General features: G+C 65.7%; 21 protein-coding genes and 2 pseudogenes. 9 read left to right on the plus strand and 14 right to left on the minus strand.

What is annotated here, in order from left to right; all coding sequences use genetic code 11:
* Positions 1-2: 2 nt before the first annotated feature.
* Positions 3-827 carry a glycoside hydrolase family 16 protein gene (locus G6N27_RS05115; RefSeq protein ID WP_163781365.1) on the minus strand — a complete coding sequence of 275 codons (825 nt, stop codon included), beginning with the start codon at positions 825-827 and terminating at the stop codon, positions 3-5.
* 128 nt (positions 828-955) lie between these two features.
* On the opposite strand from G6N27_RS05115, the gene tpx reads away from it, so the two are divergent.
* Positions 956-1,459, plus strand: a complete 504-nt coding sequence (tpx, locus tag G6N27_RS05120; protein WP_163775369.1) for a thiol peroxidase — start codon at positions 956-958, stop codon at positions 1,457-1,459.
* Here tpx and G6N27_RS05125 read toward each other — a convergent pair.
* Positions 1,443-2,734: pseudogene (locus G6N27_RS05125) on the minus strand (acyltransferase family protein). The gene tpx and the pseudogene G6N27_RS05125 sit on opposite strands and share 17 nt — an antisense overlap.
* Positions 2,735-2,884: 150 nt before the next feature.
* On the opposite strand from G6N27_RS05125, the gene G6N27_RS05130 reads away from it, so the two are divergent.
* Positions 2,885-3,229 (plus strand): hemophore-related protein, encoded by a 345-nt coding sequence (locus G6N27_RS05130; RefSeq protein ID WP_163775370.1) that lies wholly within the window; start codon positions 2,885-2,887, stop codon positions 3,227-3,229.
* Positions 3,230-3,294: 65 nt separating this feature from the next.
* Here the strand turns inward: G6N27_RS05130 and G6N27_RS05135 are convergent, their stop codons facing one another.
* The 3 genes and pseudogenes from G6N27_RS05135 to G6N27_RS05150 all read right to left on the minus strand — a co-directional run bounded on the left by G6N27_RS05135 (position 3,295) and on the right by G6N27_RS05150 (position 6,000).
* Complete coding sequence (locus G6N27_RS05135; protein ID WP_163775371.1) at positions 3,295-4,104, minus strand: glycoside hydrolase family 16 protein; 810 nt, start codon at positions 4,102-4,104, stop codon at positions 3,295-3,297.
* A 28-nt stretch (positions 4,105-4,132) separates the two neighbouring features.
* Positions 4,133-5,068, minus strand: a pseudogene (locus G6N27_RS25200) (alpha/beta fold hydrolase).
* Entirely contained in the window at positions 4,951-6,000 is a 1,050-nt protein-coding gene (locus tag G6N27_RS05150) for a class I SAM-dependent methyltransferase (RefSeq protein ID WP_163775374.1), read from the minus strand. Before G6N27_RS05150 ends, G6N27_RS25200 begins: the two are co-directional and overlap by 118 nt.
* 61 nt (positions 6,001-6,061) lie before the next feature.
* On the opposite strand from G6N27_RS05150, the gene G6N27_RS05155 reads away from it, so the two are divergent.
* Both G6N27_RS05155 and G6N27_RS05160 read left to right on the plus strand, forming a co-directional pair.
* Positions 6,062-6,907, plus strand: a complete 846-nt coding sequence (locus tag G6N27_RS05155; RefSeq protein ID WP_163775375.1) for a class I SAM-dependent methyltransferase — start codon at positions 6,062-6,064, stop codon at positions 6,905-6,907.
* A 7-nt stretch (positions 6,908-6,914) separates the two neighbouring features.
* A complete protein-coding gene (locus G6N27_RS05160) occupies positions 6,915-7,676 on the plus strand; it encodes a DUF1906 domain-containing protein (protein WP_163775376.1) in 762 nt (253 codons plus the stop codon).
* Positions 7,677-7,679: 3 nt separating this feature from the next.
* Here G6N27_RS05160 and G6N27_RS05165 read toward each other — a convergent pair whose 3' ends face one another.
* Entirely contained in the window at positions 7,680-8,846 is a 1,167-nt protein-coding gene (locus tag G6N27_RS05165; RefSeq protein WP_163775377.1) for a glycosyltransferase, read from the minus strand.
* Between the two features lie 67 nt (positions 8,847-8,913).
* Between G6N27_RS05165 and G6N27_RS05170 the strand changes: the two genes are divergently transcribed.
* Entirely contained in the window at positions 8,914-9,561 is a 648-nt protein-coding gene (locus G6N27_RS05170) for a hypothetical protein (RefSeq protein ID WP_163775378.1), read from the plus strand.
* Positions 9,562-9,573: 12 nt separating this feature from the next.
* Here G6N27_RS05170 and G6N27_RS05175 read toward each other — a convergent pair whose 3' ends face one another.
* On the minus strand, positions 9,574-10,743 hold the full coding sequence (locus tag G6N27_RS05175; RefSeq protein ID WP_163775379.1) for a PP2C family protein-serine/threonine phosphatase: 1,170 nt from the start codon (positions 10,741-10,743) through the stop codon (positions 9,574-9,576).
* Complete coding sequence (locus tag G6N27_RS05180; protein WP_163775380.1) at positions 10,740-11,540, minus strand: alpha/beta fold hydrolase; 801 nt, start codon at positions 11,538-11,540, stop codon at positions 10,740-10,742. Before G6N27_RS05180 ends, G6N27_RS05175 begins: the two co-directional genes overlap by 4 nt.
* A 42-nt stretch (positions 11,541-11,582) precedes the next feature.
* Here G6N27_RS05180 and G6N27_RS05185 point away from each other — a divergent pair, with 42 nt between their 5' ends.
* Complete coding sequence (locus G6N27_RS05185) at positions 11,583-11,957, plus strand: NYN domain-containing protein (protein ID WP_163781367.1); 375 nt, start codon at positions 11,583-11,585, stop codon at positions 11,955-11,957.
* Between the two features lie 60 nt (positions 11,958-12,017).
* Here the strand turns inward: G6N27_RS05185 and katG are convergent, their stop codons facing one another.
* The 3 genes from katG to G6N27_RS05200 are packed head-to-tail and all read right to left on the minus strand — an operon-like array spanning position 12,018 to position 15,466.
* Positions 12,018-14,225, minus strand: a complete 2,208-nt coding sequence (gene katG, locus G6N27_RS05190) for a catalase/peroxidase HPI (RefSeq protein WP_179963350.1) — start codon at positions 14,223-14,225, stop codon at positions 12,018-12,020.
* A gap of 37 nt (positions 14,226-14,262) precedes the next feature.
* The gene (locus G6N27_RS05195) at positions 14,263-14,718 is read right to left on the minus strand and encodes a Fur family transcriptional regulator (RefSeq protein ID WP_179963351.1); all 456 of its coding nucleotides are present in this window, start codon (positions 14,716-14,718) and stop codon (positions 14,263-14,265) included.
* A gap of 55 nt (positions 14,719-14,773) precedes the next feature.
* Positions 14,774-15,466, minus strand: coding sequence for a phosphorylase family protein (locus G6N27_RS05200; protein ID WP_163775381.1), 693 nt, complete (start codon positions 15,464-15,466; stop codon positions 14,774-14,776).
* Between the two features lie 168 nt (positions 15,467-15,634).
* Here G6N27_RS05200 and G6N27_RS05205 point away from each other — a divergent pair, with 168 nt between their 5' ends.
* Positions 15,635-17,146 (plus strand): FAD-dependent monooxygenase, encoded by a 1,512-nt coding sequence (locus G6N27_RS05205; RefSeq protein ID WP_163775382.1) that lies wholly within the window; start codon positions 15,635-15,637, stop codon positions 17,144-17,146.
* Here G6N27_RS05205 and G6N27_RS05210 read toward each other — a convergent pair.
* A complete protein-coding gene (locus G6N27_RS05210) occupies positions 17,125-17,541 on the minus strand; it encodes a ferritin-like domain-containing protein (protein ID WP_163775383.1) in 417 nt (138 codons plus the stop codon). The two genes, G6N27_RS05205 and G6N27_RS05210, sit on opposite strands and share 22 nt — an antisense overlap.
* A 95-nt stretch (positions 17,542-17,636) precedes the next feature.
* Here G6N27_RS05210 and G6N27_RS05215 point away from each other — a divergent pair, with 95 nt between their 5' ends.
* The gene (locus tag G6N27_RS05215) at positions 17,637-18,017 is read left to right on the plus strand and encodes a DUF732 domain-containing protein (protein ID WP_163775384.1); all 381 of its coding nucleotides are present in this window, start codon (positions 17,637-17,639) and stop codon (positions 18,015-18,017) included.
* Positions 18,018-18,027: 10 nt separating this feature from the next.
* Positions 18,028-18,966 carry a lytic transglycosylase domain-containing protein gene (locus tag G6N27_RS05220; RefSeq protein ID WP_232064865.1) on the plus strand — a complete coding sequence of 313 codons (939 nt, stop codon included), beginning with the start codon at positions 18,028-18,030 and terminating at the stop codon, positions 18,964-18,966.
* A 25-nt stretch (positions 18,967-18,991) separates the two neighbouring features.
* Here G6N27_RS05220 and G6N27_RS05225 read toward each other — a convergent pair whose 3' ends face one another.
* A complete protein-coding gene (locus G6N27_RS05225; protein WP_163775385.1) occupies positions 18,992-19,915 on the minus strand; it encodes an NADP-dependent oxidoreductase in 924 nt (307 codons plus the stop codon).
* A 43-nt stretch (positions 19,916-19,958) separates the two neighbouring features.
* Positions 19,959-20,597 (minus strand): FKBP-type peptidyl-prolyl cis-trans isomerase, encoded by a 639-nt coding sequence (locus tag G6N27_RS05230; protein WP_163775386.1) that lies wholly within the window; start codon positions 20,595-20,597, stop codon positions 19,959-19,961.
* Positions 20,598-20,633 lie beyond the last annotated feature (36 nt).

Raw genomic sequence — 20,633 nt, forward strand, 5'->3', positions numbered from 1 at the left:
CGTTACCAGACCCGGATGTAGTCGACGAGCATCTGGCACGGGAAGGTGCCCGCTGCGGGATCGCCGGCGCCCACACCGCCGACCGCGAGGGTGAACATCGGCGACATCCAGTAGCCCGGATTGCTGAAGGGCCACCGCTTGTCTTCGGGCGGCGCGCCGAACACGTGGATGGGCTTGGGTGGCACGGCGAAGTACGGCTTGGCTCCGTCGACGTAGTCCCGCCAGAATTTGAAACCTTCCTCGTCCCAGCGCATGCGCCAGGTGTGCCAGGCATCGTCCACCATCCCGGGAATCGATTTTCCTTCCCAGGTTTTTCCGTTGGATGCCGCGTGGACGGTGGTGCCGGGAGCCCATTGGCCGTTGCCGTACCACTCGAAGAGGTCGACCTCGCCGTCCGGTTGCGGATCCTCGTTGACGGTCCAGAACGACGGCCACAAGCCGGGGTAGAGGCAGTCGAGTTTGATCCGCGCTTCCCAGGTGGTTCCGATGGAGCCACGCCAATTGCCCCGCAGTTTCCCGGTGTAGTACTGGTCGCCTACCTTGGTGGCCTTCAGGACCAGGTTCGAATTCCCGTCCAGAAAGACGTTCCCGGCGCTGTAGATCCCGTCTACCGGCGGGTACACGTCGTCCTGCCAGGTCTGGGGCGTCCATTTGGCCAGGTCGACACCTTGGCCGGCCGGTCCGTCGAACTCGTCGTGAAAGATGTAAGACCCAGGCGTGTTGGCCGGCGCGGCCGGCGGAGACGGGTGAGCCCAGGCTTGCGGGAGTCGCATCGCGGCTGTCAGTGCGCCCAGCCCCACCGTCATCATGACGTTCCGTCGATTCATCTCAGGCACACGTAGACCATATATAGCGGGCCGTTGTGTGCGCATGACAGTCCGCGACGTGTCGGGCGAAGGACTAGGTCGGCAGACCCGCTCCGACGTCAATTCGCCGAGCTTGGCAGACTGTGGCCATGGCACAGATAACTATGCGTGGAAACCCGATCAACACCGTGGGTGAGCTGCCCGCCGTCGGCGCGTCAGCCCCTGACTTTCACCTGACCGGATCCGATTTGAGCGCGGTCAGCAGCGACCAGTTCAGCGGTAAGCCCGTGTTGCTGAACATCTTTCCGTCGGTCGACACGCCGGTCTGCGCCACCAGCGTGCGCACCTTCAACGAGAAGGCTTCCGCCGGCGGTCTGTCCGTGATCAACGTGTCCAACGACCTGCCGTTCGCGCAGGCACGGTTCTGTGGCGCCGAGGGCATCGAGAATGTGCAGAGCGCGTCGGCGTTCCGGGACAACTTCGGCCAGGATTACGGCGTCACCATCGCCGACGGACCGTTCGCCGGACTGCTGGCCCGGGCCGTCGTGGTGATCGGCGCCGACGGCAACGTCGCGTACACGGAGCTGGTGCCCGAGATCGCCCAGGAGCCCAATTACGATGCGGCGCTGTCCGCACTCAGCTCGTCGGGATAGCAGCCCGCGACGGGGCAAGCGCGACAAGTAGCACCCCGGCGGCGAAGGTCGCCGCGGCCAACCAGGGGAAGTTCCCGTCCGGAGCGAAGCCTGCCGCGGCGAGGTACGCCAGCCCATACGCCGCCGATGCGGCGCCCACCAGTGTCGCCGGCTCCGCCCAGCGGCCGGGTACCGCACTGAACGTTGGCAGTGGCGCCGCGAAAAGTCTTCGGCCCCACCACAACAGCGCCAGCTCTGCCGCTGTCACGAGGCCGAGCACGAACACCCATTCCAACCGTGCCAGCCACCACGCGGCGGTGCCCTCCGGAGGTTGCGGCAACAGTCCGGCCGGATAGCCGATGATCGCCACGAGCACGACGGGGATCATGTGCCACAGGTACAGCGCCATCACGTTGCTGTTCGCCAGAGTCAGCACCCGTTGCACCGCGCTGCCGCGCAGGAGGCGATTCAACGCCGGCGCCAGGGCGATCACCAGTCCGGCCTGCGCGCACCCGAATGCCAGCATCGCCGCCGAAGGCGGCGAGGTGTTCTGCACCGCCTGGCCGGGAACGCCGATCATGCTGACCGGGTACAGCCCCTGCCAGATCAACAGCGCCAAGACAGCTGCTGAGCCGACGGCAAGCAGGACGGGCCGAGGCCCCGTCAATAATCCGTTCCGCCAGGCGATTCCGAGTTGATAGAGCACGCCCCAGCACAGTAAGTAGTTCAGCCAGCCCATATGCGAGATCAGGCCGAGCCGCAGGGCGACGTCGACAGCCACCAGGATCACCGCCGATACCGCGGGCACCAGCAGTCCCCAACGGCGTTGCGCGGCAACCGCAATCGGTGTCAGTGACACCACGACAAGGTAGACACCAAGAAACCACAGATGCATTGCGATCGCCCAGCCCGCGTACTCCAGCGTCGAGCTCGCCACGTGAGCGATCTGCAACAGCACGACCACGGCGGATACCAGCACGACGTACGCCGCGGACGGTCCCAGCACCCGGGCGACTCGATGCCGCAACCAGGCCTGCCGCGACAGCCCCGCGTCGGTCCGCCGACGGGTCCACGACACCGCGGTGGCCCAACCGGCGACCAGAAAAAAGGTCGGCACGGCCTGGAAGATCCATGTCAACCACTGCGTCCACGGCAGGTCGACGAGCGGATTCTGCCGACCGAAAGATCCGTGCGGTAGGTCACCGAACCGGCCAGCCAGTGCCCCAGAACGATGAGGACCACTCCCGACGCGCGGTAGAAGTCGACCGCCGAATCGCGGCTCGGGCCGTCGGGCATATCCGCAAGCTACCCGTATAAGGAGGGCTAAGTGTGACCTGTGAGGTTTGTGTGTCCAATCCGCGACAAGGTCGACCGTCGATTCCTTCCGGTAAACTGAGGTTCTCGACGCCGAGGTTCGGCGATATATATCCGGAAGGTGTTCCTTATATGGTCACGCGTTCAATGAGCAAGCTGGCTGCTGCAGCCGGGGGTCTGGCGTTGGTGGCGCTCGCTGGCGCGGGGATCGCGTCCGCGGACGGGCTGTCGGAACAGGCGATCAACACCACCTGCAACTACGGGCAGGTGCACGCTGCGCTCCAGGCGCAGAACCCGAGCTTTGCCAACATCCTGGACAGCCACCCCGATGCGCAGAGTTTTCTGCAGGATTACCTCGCTTCGCCACCCGCTGCCCGCCGTGCGAAGGCTCAGAACGCCCAAGCCACTCACCCGGCCCAGGCGGGAGCGTTCATCCCGGTGATCAACACTGTTGCTGCCACCTGCAACAACTTCTGACGCTTCGCGGTGACGCGGTGAATCTGCAACCTGCAGGTTCACCGCGTCATTTGCTTTTGAAGGTCCTACCAGACCCGAATCCAGTCGATGAGCATCTGTGAGGGATAGCTTCCTCCGCTGGGATCGCCGCCGCCGGATCCGGCGACGGCGAGGTTGAACACCGGGTAGACGGTGTAACCGGGGCCATTGAACGGCCAATCCGGTAACGAATCGGCCGGGACGTCGAAGTACGGCTGCGCGCCGTCGGCGTAGTCCTTCCAGAACCGGATACCGGCGGAATCCCACTGGCAGCGCCAGGTGTGCCACGCGCTGTCCATCGCGACGTTGTGGGTCTTCCATTCGCCGCCATTCGCCTTGGCGTGCACGGTGGTGGCCGACGGCCAGCTGCCGTTGCCATACCACTCGACGATGTCGATCTCGCCCTGGTCGTCGTTGCCCAGCCAGTAGGCGGGCCAGCTGCCGGGGGTGAGGCAGTCCAGTTTGATCCGGGCTTCCCAGATATGACCGACGCCGCCCCGCCAGTGACTTTGCACCTTCCCGCTGTAGAACGTGGGTCCATCCTTGGCGGCCTTGAGGACCAGGTTGGACTTGCCGTCGACGAACACGTTGCGACGATCATCACGGTATTGCCCGATGTGTTCGGGCAGCTCCCAGAACGTCGGGTCTTTGATCGTTTCGCGCGCCGTGGCCACCGCCCACTTACCGGGGTCGGGGGCCGAGCCGGCCGCTCCGTCGAACTCGTCCTGAAAGATGTAGCCACCGGCCGGCGCGGCGGGCGGTCGCGGATATGCCCGGGCCTGCGGGACGGGCACCGCGGCCGCCGTCACGCCGAAGCCCGTCATCAACATGAAGGTGCGACGATCCATCTGCGGCATAAGCACAGCACCATAGCAGCGCCGGCTGTCACAGATGAGCCAGGAGTCGCTCCGCAAAAACGTCGGGGTGCTCACGGTGCATGAAATGTCCGCCCGGAACCTCTTCGACAACATAGTCGCCACTGAACATCCGGGCGGCGCGCCGATAGTCCGCGGGCTCGGCAACGGGGTCGTCGAGCCCGGCGAACACGACGGTGGGCACGGTGATCGTCGCCTTCAATGCGGCGCTGGGTATCGGCGAGAGCTTCCGGTAGTAGCCGAATGCCGCGTTCAGGCTCGCGCGGTTCGAGAAGCATTCGCGAACCGGGTCGAATTCGTCGGGGCTGGGGTTCCAGTCCGGCGACCACCGCTTGCAGATCGCGGGCAGCGCCGCAAAGTCGTCGCGCGCGAAACGGCTTGCCGCACCCGGCATTTTGTATGCGGCGAAATGGCGCACACCCCAGAGCTTTTTCAGTGACGGCTTGAGGGTGGCCGGGTGGGGGATGGCGAGCGCAAACAGCTTCGTGACCCGATCGGGTGCGAGCGCGGCCGCGCCTTAGGCGGCCGCGGCCCCCCAGTCGTGCCCGATGACAATGGCCTGGTCGGCCCCGAGCGCGTCGATCAGCGCGAGGATGTCGTGCGCCAACGTCTCCTGGTCGGCGTCGCGGTCCGGGATCGCGGTGGGGTGGTACCCGCGGGTGTAGGGGCTGACGGCGCGATATCCCTTGGCGGCGATCCGCGGGCGAAGGTCGTCCCAGGTGTGTGCGGTGTCCGGAAATCCGTGCAGCATCAACACCAGCGGCCCGGAACCGTCTTCGAGGTAGGCGAAATCCAGGCCGTTCGCCGCGACGAAGCGGATCGACTCGGTCACGGCAGATCCTTCTGATAGACGAGCCAACGCAGCTCGATGGGGGAATCCTGAGGCTCCAGGTCGAAGACGTCGAGGCCGTGCGCCCACCCTTCGAACCAGTCGGTGGGCGGCCATGCCCCGTCGGGCAGATGGGCTTTCTCGTACTCGCAGGCCGAGTCGTCAGCGATCAGATGCAGCGGCAATTCAGATGCGGCCGTGGCCAATTCGTCGCGGGTGAAGATCATCGTGTTGCACTGCTGCCCGAGTTCGAGCGCCGCGCTGTCGGGGGTATAGCTGCGGCGCGCCAAGAACGAATTGAACACCAGACGACCACCCGGTGCCAGGAAATCTGTTGCGAGTTCGAAGATGCCGCGCAGCTCGGCTGTGGTCCGGAAATCGGGCACGACCTCGGCCAGAATGATCGTCTGATAGTCGCGGCGGACGCCGTCCATCGTCTCGAAGACGTCGCCGTCCAGCACGCGCACCGGTAGGGATTCGCGTTGGGCCTCCGCACGAATGATGTCCGCGAATTTCGGGCTCATCTCCACGGCATCGACCGGGTGGCCGCGCCGCGCCAGAGCCAGCGCGTTACGCCCGGTTCCGGCACCGACGTCCAGAATCGGATGAGCGGCGGGGTCGGCCGCCTCACCAGCCAGAGCCCACACTCGGGCGTCGGGCTCAACGCCGAACAGCGGTCCCTCGCCGCGAGTTGCCACCCAGCCGTCGTAGGCGCCGCCGATGGTCACGGATTCGGTCGCGACGCGGTAATTCATCGTGATGCCGAACGGAGCGTGGAACGAGATCACGATGTTCGAGCGGTGCGACGTCGTGTAGGCCTTGGCCAACTCGGCGGCCAGCACCGTCTTCAATTGCGCGGATTGTTCGGCGGTGTACTGGACGCCTGCGGCGGCAAAGACATTGGCGCACATCGTGATGTACTCGTCGATCATGCTCGGGACGGCGGGCACGGTGATCTGCGCCGTCACCACCGATCGGCGGTAGAGCCGACGGGCCATCGCGTCGCCCAGCATGGACGGATCGAAAGACCTGATGGCCGGATCCTCCATGAGACTCTTGTACACGACCCGACCCCGGTTCCACCAGCGGCCAGGTGCTATAACGCAAGCTATGTCAGATGCCGGGCACTTGATCACGCACGTCAGCGACACCGCCCGATGGACGGCCCTCTACCGGGCTACCGAGTCGGTACGGCCTGACGCGCTGTTCCGGGATTCGCTGGCCGAGCGTCTGGCCGGTGAGCAGGGCCGCGCGATCGTCGCGAACACCCCGCTGACGAGCCGCAGCGGGTGGTGGTTGATCGCACGTACCAAGATCATCGACGACGCGATCGCCGCGGCAATCGCCGACGGCTGCGATCGGGTGTTGAACCTGGCAGCCGGCTTGGACACCCGGCCGTATCGACTGGACCTACCGCCCGATTTTCCGTGGATCGAGGCCGATCTCGCGCCGTTACTGGATGAGAAGACGGAACTGCTGGCCGATCAGACACCGCGATGCCGGTTGACCCGGATGGCCGTCGACCTGGCCGATCCCGCCGCGCGCGACGCGTTCTTCAACGAAGCGCTCGACGGCGTCAGCAAAGCCCTGGTGCTGAGCGAAGGTCTGTTGCACTACCTGGACGACAGCGAGGTCGCCGCGCTGTCCGACTCGATCCAGCGGCCCGAGGTGGCCTGGTGGATGTTGGACTTCGGCGGTGCGCGATTGAAGGAGATGATGAACAAGAAGATGTCCGGCATGCTGCAGAACGCGCCGTTCAAGTTCGCGCCCGACAACGGGGTGGCCTGGTTCGAGGACCACGGTTGGCAGGTGCGTCAAGTCGAATCACTGATGTTGGCCGCCAAGCGGTTCCGTCGGTTGCCGTTCTTTATGCGGCCGGCCACATGGGGACCGCAACCCGATCCACGCCACCCGGGTAAGCGACCGTGGAGCGCGGCCGCCCTGCTCACCCACTGAGGCCGCCATGGTTACCCGTCGCGAGTTCATCAAATACGGATCTGCAGCCGTCGCGCTGAGTCTTGGGCCGGCCGGCATGCTCGACGAGCCCAGAGCTTCGGCCGACACCATCAGGCTGATCGACTTCGCCGAGCGCAGGATCGCGCCCGCCGAGATCAAGGCCGCAGGCTACGCAGGCGTGGTGAACTACGTGTCCACCGCACGACCCGGCGTCGACTTCGAGGCCAAACCGCTGACCCGCGACTACGCCGACTCGTTGCGCGCGGCCGGACTGCACATCGTCAGCAATTTCCAGTACGGCAAGCCGAACGGGTCAGCGCCGTCCGACTTCACCCGCGGCTTCGACGGTGGCGTGGCCGACGCGCACACCGCATTGCAGATCCACACCGCGGCCGGCGGTAGCGGTTCGGCGCCGATCTTCTTCAGCGTCGACGACGACATCAACGCCGACATCTGGAACAGCCTGGCAGTCAATTGGTTTCGCGGCATCAATTCCGTACTGGGCATCGAGCGGACCGGAATCTACGGGCATGCTCAGGCGTGCGCGTGGTCGATCAACGACGGCGTGATCGGGCATTCCAGCACCGCGGGACATCGCTGGGCGTGGCAGACCAAGGCCTGGTCTCATGGCCAGCGCGAGCCCGCGGCGGTGCTGTATCAGGCCGTGGTGAACACCCCGTCCGAACCGGGCCCACTCTTGGGCGGCATCCATGTGGACATCGACGACGTACTCGCCGCCGACTACGGACAGTGGGATCTCGCCCGCTGAGATTCAGTGTTGCGCGGCGTGCTCCACGAAATCAGCAGCACGAGTGGCGCTTTCGTGTGGTGCAATGGTCTGAGGCGCGATCTCTTGAGCTCGGGCAAGATACTGCGGCGCCAGTAAGGACCGAAGATCTGCGACGAGCGTCCGCTCCGTTGTCTGCGAGAAGCAGCGCGCCACACCAACTTTCAGCTGCTCGATAGCCGCCGCCCACACAGGTTGATCCAGCCAGAGCCACAGGATCAACATCGGCACCCCGGCCCGCAGCGCCGCGGCGGTGGTGCCGGCGCCACCGTGATGGACGATCGCACGGCAGGCGGGAAAGACAGCCGCGTGGTTGACCGCGCTGACGACCTTCACGTGGTCGAAGTGCTCGAGGTGCGAGAAATCGTTCGGCCCGGAGCACACCAGCAAGCGCTCACCCAGCTGCGCGCACGCCGCAACGGCCATCCCGACCGTCTCATCAGGGCAGGAGACCGGCGTGCTGCCCAGGCCGAAATATATCGGGGGTGTGCCGTCGGCGATCCACGACAGGACTTCCTCGTCGGTATCCGCGGGCAACTCCAGCGTCAGCGGCCCCACGAAGGGCCGTTCAGCGGCCGGTTCCACCCACTGCGTCGCCGGCGCCGGCAGGCAACGATCGTCGTAGGCCTGAATCTCCAGCGACGGCGGCGTGGGACCGGTCGACTCCGGCAAGCCGAGCGCGCGGCGCTGGGGGTCTTCGGCGAGCTCGGTGATCTGTGCGTGCAACAGACCCGACGGCTGCAGCCGAGCGGGGAAGAAGTGCAGTGCGACCAATGGAATGCGCTGATATTCAGCGATATTGGCGGCCAGCCGTTGCTCGTTCATTCCGGTCAGGAGCACGTCGGCGCCTTCTGTCAACGACGCCAGCACCGCGCATTTGTCCGACCAGATCTCGCCGACGCGCAGCACGATGTCGGGCAGCGCTTCGTAGGGGTTCGCCATCTGGGCCATGAACTGCGGAAGCGCGTTGAGTTGCTCGTGCGAATCCGGCCCGTAGGCGACCGCTTCCAGCCCTTGCGACTCCACCAGGTCGAGCATGTTCGGCGGGACCGCCACGCGCACGTCATGGCCTCGGCGCAGCAGCTCGCGAGCGACCACGGCGCAGGGTTCGATGTCACCTCGACTTCCGTAGCTGACCACGACACATTTCATCGGTCACACCTCACCTGGGGAACGCAGCGGCGCCGAGTGTAGCGCGGCTTGGTGGCATCCTGGTGGGATGGGACTGCTGTTCCGGTTGGCCGAGCTGCTGCTCATCATCGCGCCGCTGGCGGGCGTCATCATCGCCGCGATCAGAGCGTTCTCGGCCAGAAAGCCCGCGGCCGAGCCGGCCCCGCAGCCGGGTCCGGTTCGAAAGGCCGCCAATCAGGCCGCGCAATGGCGCTCGCTGACCCGCGTCGTACGAGAACACGATCGCACCGATACCCGTTGGCTCGAATACGAGCTCGACCATGCCAAGCTGCTCGACTTCCCGCTGATGACGGACATGACCAATCCGCTCACCGTCGCGTTCCACAAGGCCAAGCTCCGAGCAGACTTCCTGCGGCCGGCCAAGGCCGAGGATCTTCTCGACGATCCGGATTCCGCGGCACGGTACCTGAGCGCCGTCGAGGAGTATGTCACCGCATTCGATATCGCCGAGGCCGAAGCAAAACGTCGGCGGCGCAACGACTTTTCCCCGGACGCACAGCAGCGACTTGCTCGGGCCCAGAGTTTGTTGCGGGTCGCGTCCGACGCGGCGGCGACACCGCAAGAACGCCGGCGCGCGTACGACGTGGCGCGCCGGGAGCTCGACGGTCTGCTGGTGTTGCCGCCCGCGACGCAGGCCGGCATCGAACGTGGAATCTCCGGCCAGATCGACGGATGATGCCGTGCGGTGTCAAAGGGGTACGCCCAGCGCCAACACGGCCACGTCGTCCTCGACGCCCGAGCCGAAGTCGTCGAGTAGCGATTGGATCGCGACGACTATGGCTGACGCGGTCGTCGGCGCGTGGGCGGCGGCGAATTCCAGCAATGCGCCGTGGTTGTCGTAGCGTTCGGCGCCGCCGCCTACCCGCGCCTCCGTCAGCCCGTCCGTGTAGAGGACGAGGGTATCGCCCGGCCCCAGTCGAATTCGAGTAGAGACAAATCTGGGCTCCATGGGAATGCCGACGGGATGACCGCCGATGACATCCGCGTAGCGTGCCTCGCCGTCGGCGCCGATTATCAACGGAGGCAGATGCCCCCCGCTCGCCATCTGCACGTCGAATTCGTCGTCGCATGGCGTAAGAATGCCGAAAATCACTGTGGCAAACTGATTTACGGTATCGCGAAACTCCTGACTCAGCACCGTGTGCAGGTTCTGCAGCACCACCACCGGGTCGGCGTCGAAGGCCGCGGCGGCCCGTAGCGTGTAACGCGTCAATGAGGTCACCGCGGCAGCCCCCGCGCCTTTGCCGCTCACGTCACCGATGAAGAACGCCCACTTGTCATGCGCGAGCGGGAACAAGTCGTAGAAATCCCCGCCGACATCGTCCGCGGAGGCCGCGTGATAGTGAGCGGACGCATCGATGCCCGCAGGAGGTGACAGCAACGGCGGCAGCAACGAGCGTTGAAGGGTCCGGGCGAACAGCTCTACTCGCGCGCGTTCGCGTTCGACCCGCTGCCGTTCGTCGAGGAGTTCTCGCTCGTACGAGCGTCGATCGCCGGCGTCGTGAAACGTTATGCGTAACAGGATCGGTCGGCCGTCGTCGTCCGCTTTGATGTTGGCGGTGAGGAACACCGGAAGCCGGATACCCGAGGCGGTCACCACATCGACGGTGACGCCGGCAAGCCGGCCCTGCAGTTGCAGCAAGGGCGCGAAATGGGTTTCGTAGTGGATGAGGCTGCCGGTAGCCAGCAGATCGGTGAAAGGCTTGTCGATCAACGCGTTTCGCTCGTAACCAAGCCACGCCAAAAGCGTGCCGTTCACCGTGACGATGCTCCGGTCAGGTCGAGCGACGATGTATCCGCAGGGCGCATTCTCGTACAGGTCCTCGGCCGTTTCGCCGGCAACCGGTTCCGGTGTCACGTCGCGCCGGCGAACGCCGCGATGGCCTGTGCGGTGATGTCCGGGGCGCTGAGCTGGGGGCAATGGCCGACGGCGTCGAGAGTGACCAGCTCGCTGCCGTCGATTCGCTGCTGCACGTAGGCGCCGACCTCGCGCGGCGCCAACGTGTCATGCGCGCATTCGATCACCAGCGTGGGCACCGATACTCGGGCGAGGTCAGCACGATTGTCCGACAGGAACGTGGTCCGCGCGAATACCCGGGCGCATGCCGGGTCGGTGCGGCAGAAGCTCTCGGTGAGCTCGTCGGAAAGCTCCGGTTGATCCGGCGCGCCCATGATCACCGGCGCCATCGCTCGCGACCAGCCGAGGTAGTTGCTCTCCAGGGAGTCCAGCAGTTCGTCGATGTCGGTGCGGGAGAATCCACCGCGATAGTCGCCCTGGTCGAGATAGCACGGTGAGGGAGTGAGTAGCACCAGACTGGCGAAGCGGCTCGGATCGGTCGCGGCTGCGAGCACGCCCATCATGGCGGCGACCGAGTGGCCCACGAAAGTCACATCGTGCTCGTCCAACTCGTCAAGGATGCCGAGGATATCGTCGGCATACCCTTGCAGCGCTTCGTAACGCTCGGGATCCCAGGCCGTGGGATCCGACGCACCGCAGCCGACGTGATCGAACAGGATCAACCGGAAGCTCGACGCAAGGCGGGCCTCCACCAGACGCCACAGGTGCTGATCGCACCCGAAGCCGTGAGCGAGCATGATCGTGGGACCGTCCTCGACTCCGGCGATCCTCACGTTGTTTCGCGCTTGCAAGCTCACGTGCTCATACTGCCACCGTTGTTCATCAGTACCGTCGGCATTGTGCAGTGGATCGTCGACGCGATGAATGTCATCGGCTCTCGGCCAGACGGTTGGTGGAAGGACCGGGAGAGCGCCAGAGTACGGCTGGTCCGACAACTCGAGCAGTGGACATCGGCGCACGGCCAGACTGTGACCGTGGTCTTCGAGCATCCGACGTCGATCCACTCGGCGTCGATCGCAATTCACAACGCGCCCAAGGCCGCCGCGAATTCGGCGGACGACGAGATCGTCCGATTGGTGGCCGCCGATGATCGGCCCAGCGAGATCACCGTGGTGACCTCCGACGCCACGTTGGCCGAGCGGGTCCGCCGCGCAGGCGCTGCGGTCTATCCCGCGGCGAAGTTCCGCGATCTCATCGACCCGATCGACGCCTGATGCACTGCACCCCGCGAACATGTCGCTCGCGGGGTGCAGCTCAACTCTGACGATCGGCCGCTACTTGAGGTCGAACCGATCGTTGTTCATCACCTTGACCCACGCGGCGACGAAGTCCTCGACGAACTTCCCCTTGTTGTCATCCTGTGCGTAGACCTCGGCCAACGCGCGCAGCACCGAGTTCGACCCGAACACAAGGTCATTCGCCGTCGCGGTCCACTTCAGCGCGCCCGAGGACCGGTCGTGACCCTCGTAGACGTTCTCCGCAGACTCCGATGCCTTCCACTCGGTGTTCATGTCGAGCAGGTTGACGAAGAAGTCGTTGGTCAGCACGCCCGTCTTGTCGGTGAATACGCCGTGCTTGCTGCCACCGTGGTTGGCGCCCAAGGCACGAAGCCCACCGATGAGAACCGTCAACTCCGGTGCGGTCACACCGAGCAAGTAGGCCCGCTCCACCAAAAGCTGCTCCAGTGGTGCCTTTTCACCCGGCTTCGCGTAGTTGCGGAAGCCGTCGGCCCGCGGTTCGAGCACCGCGAACGACTCCGCGTCGGTGTTCTCCTGCGTGGCGTCGGTGCGGCCCGGCGCGAAGTGCACCGTGATGTCGTATCCGGCGTCCTTGGCGGCCTTCTCGACTGCCGCAGACCCGGCCAACACGATCAGGTCGGCCAGCGAGATCTTCTTCCCACCGGAAGCGGAGCCGTTGAAGTCGTGCTGGATCTTCTCCAGCGTGGCCAGCGCCTTGCCCAACTCGGAAGGCTCGTTGACCTCCCAGTTCTTTTGCGGCTCAAGGCGAACACGCGCACCGTTGGCGCCGCCACGCTTGTCGGTGTTGCGGTAGCTGCCCGCTGACGACCACGCCGTCTTGACCAGTTGCGGCACCGACAGGCCGGAGTCGAGCACCTTCTTCTTCAGGTCCGCGACGTCCTTGTCGTCGACCAGCTCATGGTCGACCGCCGGCACCGGGTCCTGCCACAGCTGCGGCTCGGGGATCCACGGTCCGAGGTAGCGGGAAATCGGCCCCATGTCACGGTGCAGCAGCTTGTACCACGCCTTTGCGAAGGCCTCGGCCAGCTCCTCGGGGTGATCCAGCCAGCGCTTGGTGATCTCGCGGTAGATCGGGTCTTCCCGCAACGAGATGTCGGTGACCAGCATCGTCGGGGCACGCCCGGGTCCGCCGAACGGGTCGGGGATGGTGCCCGCCCCTGCGCCGTCCTTCGCGACGAACTGGTAGGCACCGGCGGGGCTCTTGGTCAGCTCCCACTCGTAGCCGTACAGGTTCTCCAGGTATCCGTTGCCCCACCTGGTCGGCGTCTTGGTCCAGACCACCTCGAGGCCGCTGGTGATGGCGTCTTCGGCCTTACCGCTGCCGTAAGCGCTCTTCCAGCCGAAGCCCTGCTGCTCGATCGGGGCCGCCTCGGGCTCGGGTCCGACCAGGTCGGCGTCGCCGGCGCCGTGCGTCTTGCCGAAGCTGTGCCCGCCGACGATCAGCGCGGCGGTCTCCTCGTCGTTCATCGCCATCCGCCCGAACGTTTCGCGGATGTCGACCGCGGCAGCCACCGGGTCCGGTTTGCCTTCGGGCCCTTCGGGATTGACGTAGATCAGGCCCATCGTGGTCGCGCCGTACGGCTCTGCCAGGTCGCGCTTGCCCGAGTAGCGCTTGTCGGTTCCCAGCCACTCGCCCTCTTCGCCGAACAGGATCTCCTCGGGTTCCCACACGTCTTCGCGTCCGAAGGCGAACCCGAACGTCTGAAAGCCCATCGACTCCAGGGCCACGTTGCCGGCGAGCACCAGCAGGTCGGCCCACGAGATCTTGTTGCCATACTTCTTCTTGACCGGCCAGAGCAGCCGGCGCGCCTTGTCCAGGTTGCCGTTGTCCGGCCAGCTGTTGAGCGGGGCGAACCGCTGCATGCCCTGCCCGCCGCCGCCGCGACCGTCGTAGATGCGGTAGGTGCCAGCGGCGTGCCAGCTCATCCGGATGAAAAAGCCGCCGTAGTGGCCGTAGTCGGCCGGCCACCAGTCTTGCGAGGTCGTCATCACCGAGACCAGATCGGCTTTCAGCGCGTCGACATCGAGTCCGGAGAATGCCTCGGCGTAGTCGAAGTCTTCACCGAGCGGGTTCGCTTGCGCCACTTGGGGATGTAGCCGTGACACGTCAACCTGATTGGGCCACCAGTCCCGGTTCGTCAGTGGCGCATGCGATTTCGGCTCTGGCGCAGATAGTGCCGGGTTCTCGCTCTCGCTGCCCTTGTGGGTTGTATCGGATGACACTGTGTTCCTTCCAGGGGTGGGTGGGGTGGGGCTGTGATCACGGTTGTGATCGTTGAGTTGCGCTCGAACAGCTGGGGCACAGACCCCAGTAGATGACTTCGGCCTCGTCGAGAATGAAGCCGTCGAGCACGTTGTCTTCGTCGGACGGAGTCAGGCACGGCGCGTCACCGAGCGCGCAATCGATGTCGGCGATAACGCCGCAGGAACGGCACACCACGTGATGGTGGTTGTCGCCGACCCGGGATTCGTAGCGGGCAACCATGCCCAGGGGTTGAATCCGCCGAACGAGACCGACGGCGGTAAAGGCGTTGAGGACGTCGTACACGGCCTGCCGCGAGACTTCGGGGAGTCTGGCTCGAACTGCCGCCAGAATCGTCTCGGTGTCGGCGTGCGGGTGATCGTGGACGGCTTCCAGCACCGCGACTCTGGGCCGGGTCACGCGCAGATCGGCCAGCCGAAGCTGAGCCGAGTAATCCGTCGACGTCGACGACACGACCCCCAATATGCCGCTGTTGTCTGGAACCAGTCAAGACCTAATCTGGAGTTGGTCAAGAATTAATCACCCTGCTTACGGCCAGGATTGCCGCGTCCGCCGCACGGACGGCCGCGAGCCGGGAGCCGTTGGCAAGACGCACCAGGCGGGGGAGAGCACGGGGGTGCCGCACCAGATATCGAGCGGCCGCCGACAGCTTCGCCGTGCCGTCCGGGCGGGTGAGGCTCACGATGTCCGCGTCCACGTCGCCGTCGCCGGCCCGGTCGCTGATCGCCCGAACCACCGACCACGCGACACCGTGCCCGTCGCACACCTCGGCCACCGCGGCCGTCTCCATGTCCAGCGACACGACGCCTTGCGCCCGCAGGTCCGCGAGCACCGCAGGATCCAACAGCAACTCATCGGTCGTCCACATCGTCCCGTGTCCGTCGCCGACGCCGAGCGGTCGCGGGTGATACGCCGATCCGGTGGCGCCGTTGACGACGCGGTCGGGCAGCACGAGCGTTCCGATCGGCACGTCGTTCTCGATTGCACCGGTGATGCCGACGACGATCACCCATTCCACCTCCGCCGCGCCCAGTAGCCGCGCGGTGGCGCCGGCCGCAGCGGCGGTGCCGATGCCGGTGACCACCGCAATGACCGCGCGATCGTTGATGCGGCCGGTATAGCCGACGCTGGACCGACGAAGCCCGAGCCTGCGGCGTAACGGCCGCAACTCCATGGGCATCGCGCAGACGAACCCGATCACGGTGTGATCGTAGGCAGACGCCGATGCGCTTCTGGAAGCAATGGGGAAGTCGGAGAATTCATCTCCTCACTTTCAACATATAGCGCACACCGGGGCTTGCGGCAAGACCCGGGCGATGCTGCAAAATCCCTGGCCGACGACAGAATTCAGCACACCGGGGATTGCCGCATGCGTAAAGAATCGACATTCGACCATTCGGTCATCGTCGTTGGGGGAGGCCCGACAGGCCTGATGCTGGCGGGTGAATTGGCACTGGCAGGAGTCGACGTCGCGATCGTCGAGCGGCGCCGCAACCAGGATCTGGTCGGCTCCCGCGCCGGCGGTTTGCATTGCCGAACCATCGAGGTGCTCGATCAGCGCGGCATCGCCGATCGCTTCCTGTCGCTGGGTCAGGTGGCGCAGGTCGCGGGTTTCTCGCAGATTCGGTTGGACATCAGCGATTTCCCGACCCGACATCCTTACGGACTTGCGTTGTGGCAGAACCGTATTGAGCAGCTACTGGCCAACTGGGTGGAGGAGCTGGGCGTTCCGATCTCCCACGAGCATGAGGTGATCGGCGTCGCGCAGGACGATGCCGGTGTCGATGCGCAACTGTCGGATGGCCCGAGGCTGCGCGCGGAGTATCTGGTCGGTAGCGACGGGGGACGCAGCGCGGTCCGCAAATCGGTGGGCATCCAGTTCCCGGGGTGGGACCCGACGATGAGCTATCTGCTTGCTCAGGTCGCGATGCCGGGTGAGCCGGGTCGGACGCCGCCGTGGGGTATCCGGCACGACGCGCTCGGGGTCCACTCGATGAGTCAGGTGGCAGACGGCGGCGCGGTGCGGATCATGGTGACCGAACGGCACATCGTCACCGACGACGAACCGACTATGGACGATCTCCGGGCGGCCCTGGTCTGCGCCTACGGATCAGATTACGGAATTCACAGTCCCCGTTGGATTTCCAGGTCCACTGACATGGCCCGACAGGCGGCCGCCTATCGCGATCGGCGAGTTCTGCTGGCCGGCGACGCCGCGCACGTGCATCACCCGATCGGGGGCCAGGGCCTCAACACCGGTGTGCAGGATGCGGTGAATCTCGGGTGGAAGCTGGCGCTGGTGGTGAAGGGGTTCGCGCCGGACAGCCTGCTCGACAGCTACCACACCGAACGGCATCCGATTGCTGCGCGAGTGCTGCGAAACACGATGGCGCAGATGGAGTTGCTACGTCGTCCGGACAGCGATCGCACAAAAGCGTTGCGCGACATCATGTCTGATCTCTTGAGTACGGATGAGCCGCGTCGGCGCTTCGCCGCGATGATGTCCGGGCTGGACATTCACTACGATCTAGGCAACGGCCACCCATTGCTCGGCCGCCGGATGCCCGACCTGGATCTGCACGTCGATAGCGCCTCGACGCGCGTTTACCGCCTGCTGCACGACGGTCGTGGCGTACTACTCGACTTGGACAACGCCAGCTTGGCGGCGAACTCCTGGGCGGATCGGGTGCAGCGTGCTGATGCGGAATATGTTGGCGGGTGGCAACTTCCAGTACTCGGGATGGTCACTGCGCCGACTGGTGTCTTGATTCGGCCCGACGGCTATGTCGCCTGGGTTGGCGACGGAAGCGACGCCGGGTTAACCGAGGCGCTCACCCGATGGTTCGGGGCGCCGAGCCGCTACTGCTCAAGCGCATCCTGAAGTTCGCGGACGTGGTCCTGCGTCTGTTGCAGCAGCGGCCGCAGCGCCTCTGCCACATCGGGCAACCCGAGTTCGTTAGCCTCCGTGACCCGCTTGCGATAGCGATCAAGCTGGCGCTGCTCGAGTTCCACGTCAGCCTTGAGGGCTGCCGCGCCGTCGGTGACATCGGGAACGTCGGGGACTTTCACCGTCGGGGTGCCACCGAGAAAATCGATCTGCTGGGCAAGGATTTTCGCGTGCTGCAGTTCCTGGCCCAAATGATTCGCCAGTTCTTCGGTGATCGAGTGGAACTCAGGGCCTTTGATCGTCGCAATGTGCTGGATGTACTGCACGATCGACTGGTACTCGGTGCCTAGGTCCTCGTTGAGTTTTTCGATGAAAGCGCTGGTATCCATGCGCGCTAGGTTTCACGGAACACGTCGGGCTCAAACGTTTGACTATTCGCTCAGTGTTCCTGTACCGGAGTGCCGATTTGTACGAGTATGGGGTCATGCGATCTCAGCTGGTCTACCTGACCTCGGCCGCGTTCATCGGCCTGGCTGCCCCGGCGCACGCCGATCCCAACCCCGATGCCAAATTTCTCGGCGCTCTCAACAAAGCCGGCATCACCTATAACAACGGTCCCGCCGCCATCGCCAGCGGCCGCCGGGCATGCGAGTTGATGGACCAAGGCAATTCGCAAGCTGATGTCGTCAAAAGCATGACCCAGGAGAATGCCGGCTTGACGGACGACGCCGCGACGAAGTTCACCCAAATCTCGGAGAACGTCTTTTGTCCGCAGCACACGTGGGGAATTGTTCCAACGCCGCCGACGCAGCAGTGGTCCCCGCCAATCGACTTCCCATTGCCGCCCCTACCGGCAGCGCTGTAGACACGTGACCATGAGCGTCACCGTCAAATACCACGTCGCGGCCGTTGCGTTCGGCGCGTCGATCCTGACCGTCGCCGGGTGCTCGCAGCCGCCAGGGCCGCCCGCGCCGCCGGCCGCCGCCGCACCGGCGCCGTCGACCACGGTCGCGGTCGCCGCGGCGCCGAACACCCCTCCGGGTGCGCAGCCGCGGCTGGCTGCGGACCCCGCGCAGCTGGCCGACGACCTGGTCGCCGACGAGCACGCCTTGCGCGACCCGTCGACTGGCGAGCCGGCGCTCGCGGCGGCGGCCCATCGCCAGCAAGCTGCCTATCGTGCGATCGGGCGCCACCCGCAGTGGGATGCGACGACGCGACCACGCATCCCGGCGGATCTGATCGATACCTACGACCGCAACGTCGACGCCCGGCGGCAACTCGACGCGATGACACCCACCAGGACCACCCTGCCCGCGTGGCGCATCGTGCCGCCGGCGCCGGCCGACCAATTGCTGGGCTTCTATCACCAGGCCGACTCCGAGACCGGCGTCAGCTGGAATTACCTGGCCGCGATCAATCTCATCGAAACCAGGCTGGGCAGCATCGACGGCGTGAGCACCGCCGACGCGCAGGGCCCCATGCAGTTCCTGCCGGGGACGTTCGCCGCCTACGGCCAGGGCGGCGATATCCATTCGCCACACGACAGCATCCTGGCCGCGGGTCGGTATCTCGCCGCGAACGGTTTCGCCACCGATCGCGATCACGCCATTTACCGCTACAACCATGCGAATCAATACGTGCGCGCGGTTGACCAGTACGCCGCCCTGATCGCAGGCGACCCGGCGGCGTTCGCAAGCTATTACCGGTGGGACGTCTATTGCCGCACGACCGCGGGAGACGTGCTGATGCCCATCGGCTACGCCGCGACATCGCCGATCCCGGCCGCCGACTACGTGGCGACGCACCCGCAGTAATTGGCGACGAACCCCGCACGTCTGGCTAAGAACTGACCTCGATCACGACTTTGCCCTTGGCGTGGCCGACCTCGACTGCGGCGATCGCGTCGGCTGCCTCGTCGAGCGGGCGGACGTCTTCGATGTGCGGATCGAGCTTGCCCTCGGCGACCAGGCGTCCCACGATCTCGAGGACGCGGCCCGTGCCGTCGCGCTCGATCATGCGCCCGCCCAGCTCACCCGCGGTGACCGGATCTCCGGCGGTGATCAACTTCTCCCGATCAGACAGCAGATCCGCGACGGCGCGCAGCCCATCACCACCGGCCAGGTCGAAAATCGCGTCGACGCCGTCCGGCAGCAGTTGCCTGACACGGTCGGCGACGCCGTCGCCGTACGGGACGAGCGTTGCGCCTAGCGATTCCACCAGCGCACGCTTGTCCTCACTCGCGGTGCCGATGACGTTGATGCCGGCATCCCGGGCGATCTGAGCGGCCGCGACGCCGACGCCACCGCCGATGCCGTTGATCAACAGCGTGTCGCCCTCATCGAGCTTCAGTTGGCTTACCCCGTCATAGGCGGTGGCCGCCGCCACCGGCAGCGTCGCGGCGTCATGGAACGACACCTGGGGCGGTTTGTGCGCCGCGGTCGAGGCCGACACCAACGTGTACTCCGCATAACCGCCCGAGCCGGGCGCGACGTTGCCGAAGACCTCGTCGTTGACCGCGAAGCCGTCGACGTCCTGACCGACTTCTCGAACCACGCCGGATACTTCCCGCCCCAACACCGCGGGCAGATCGCCGGGGCTGGCGGCGCCGAGCATTCCGGAGCGAATCTTCCAGTCGACGGGGTTCACGCCGGCGGTGCGGACCTCGACGAGCAGTTCACCCGCCAACGGGCTCGGCATCTCGAGGTCGAGGAACTCCTGAACGTCGGGTCCGCCATTGCTGCTGTAACCGAAAGCCTTCACCATGGCCCGCGCTTACCCCGCCGCCCGTCGTGCGTAAACGCGCGCGTCAGCTGGAGGCGCTGAGGATCTTGATCGCGAAAACCAGCGAGTCGCCCTTCTGGATTCCGGCGCGGGGCTCACCGTCGGGGTAGCCATCCGCAGAGCTCATCGCGACTCCGACGGTGGACCCGACCTTTTGCCCGGCGATGGCCTTTTGGAAACCCGGAACGACACCGTCAAGGGGGAAGTCGACCGCAGCGCCGCGTTGATAGCTGCTGTCGAACACTTTGCCGTCGCGTCCGTCGACGCCCATGTAGCAGACCGACACGGTGGCGGTAGGTGCGACGACCGGCCCGTCGCCGGCGCGCAGGGTGTGCACCTCGGTCTGGGCCACGCTGAACGGCGTTGTCACGTCGACGCGCGGTGCCGCGGCGTCCGTGGAACCCGTGACCGCGACGCTGCCGGTTGCACCCGTCAGCGTCCACTCGGGGGCGCCACCGCTGGCCGGTGCCGCCGTCGGGCAACTGCTGTTGGTGGTCGCCGGCTCGGCGGGAGCAGGTGCCGCCGGTTCGCTGAAAACGGGCGAGCTGGACGACGATTTGGCCGATGGGGGTGTTTTGTCGGAGCTGCACGCCGTCAGCGCCATAGCGGCTGAGGCCGCGCAGACTGCGAGCACGATGGAGGAGGACACACGCGAAGAGTTCACCGGCGTGACGCTACAGCCGGGTGACCGGTCTTCAAA

It is taken from the genome of Mycobacterium cookii (assembly GCF_010727945.1).
Lineage (GTDB): Bacteria > Actinomycetota > Actinomycetes > Mycobacteriales > Mycobacteriaceae > Mycobacterium > Mycobacterium cookii.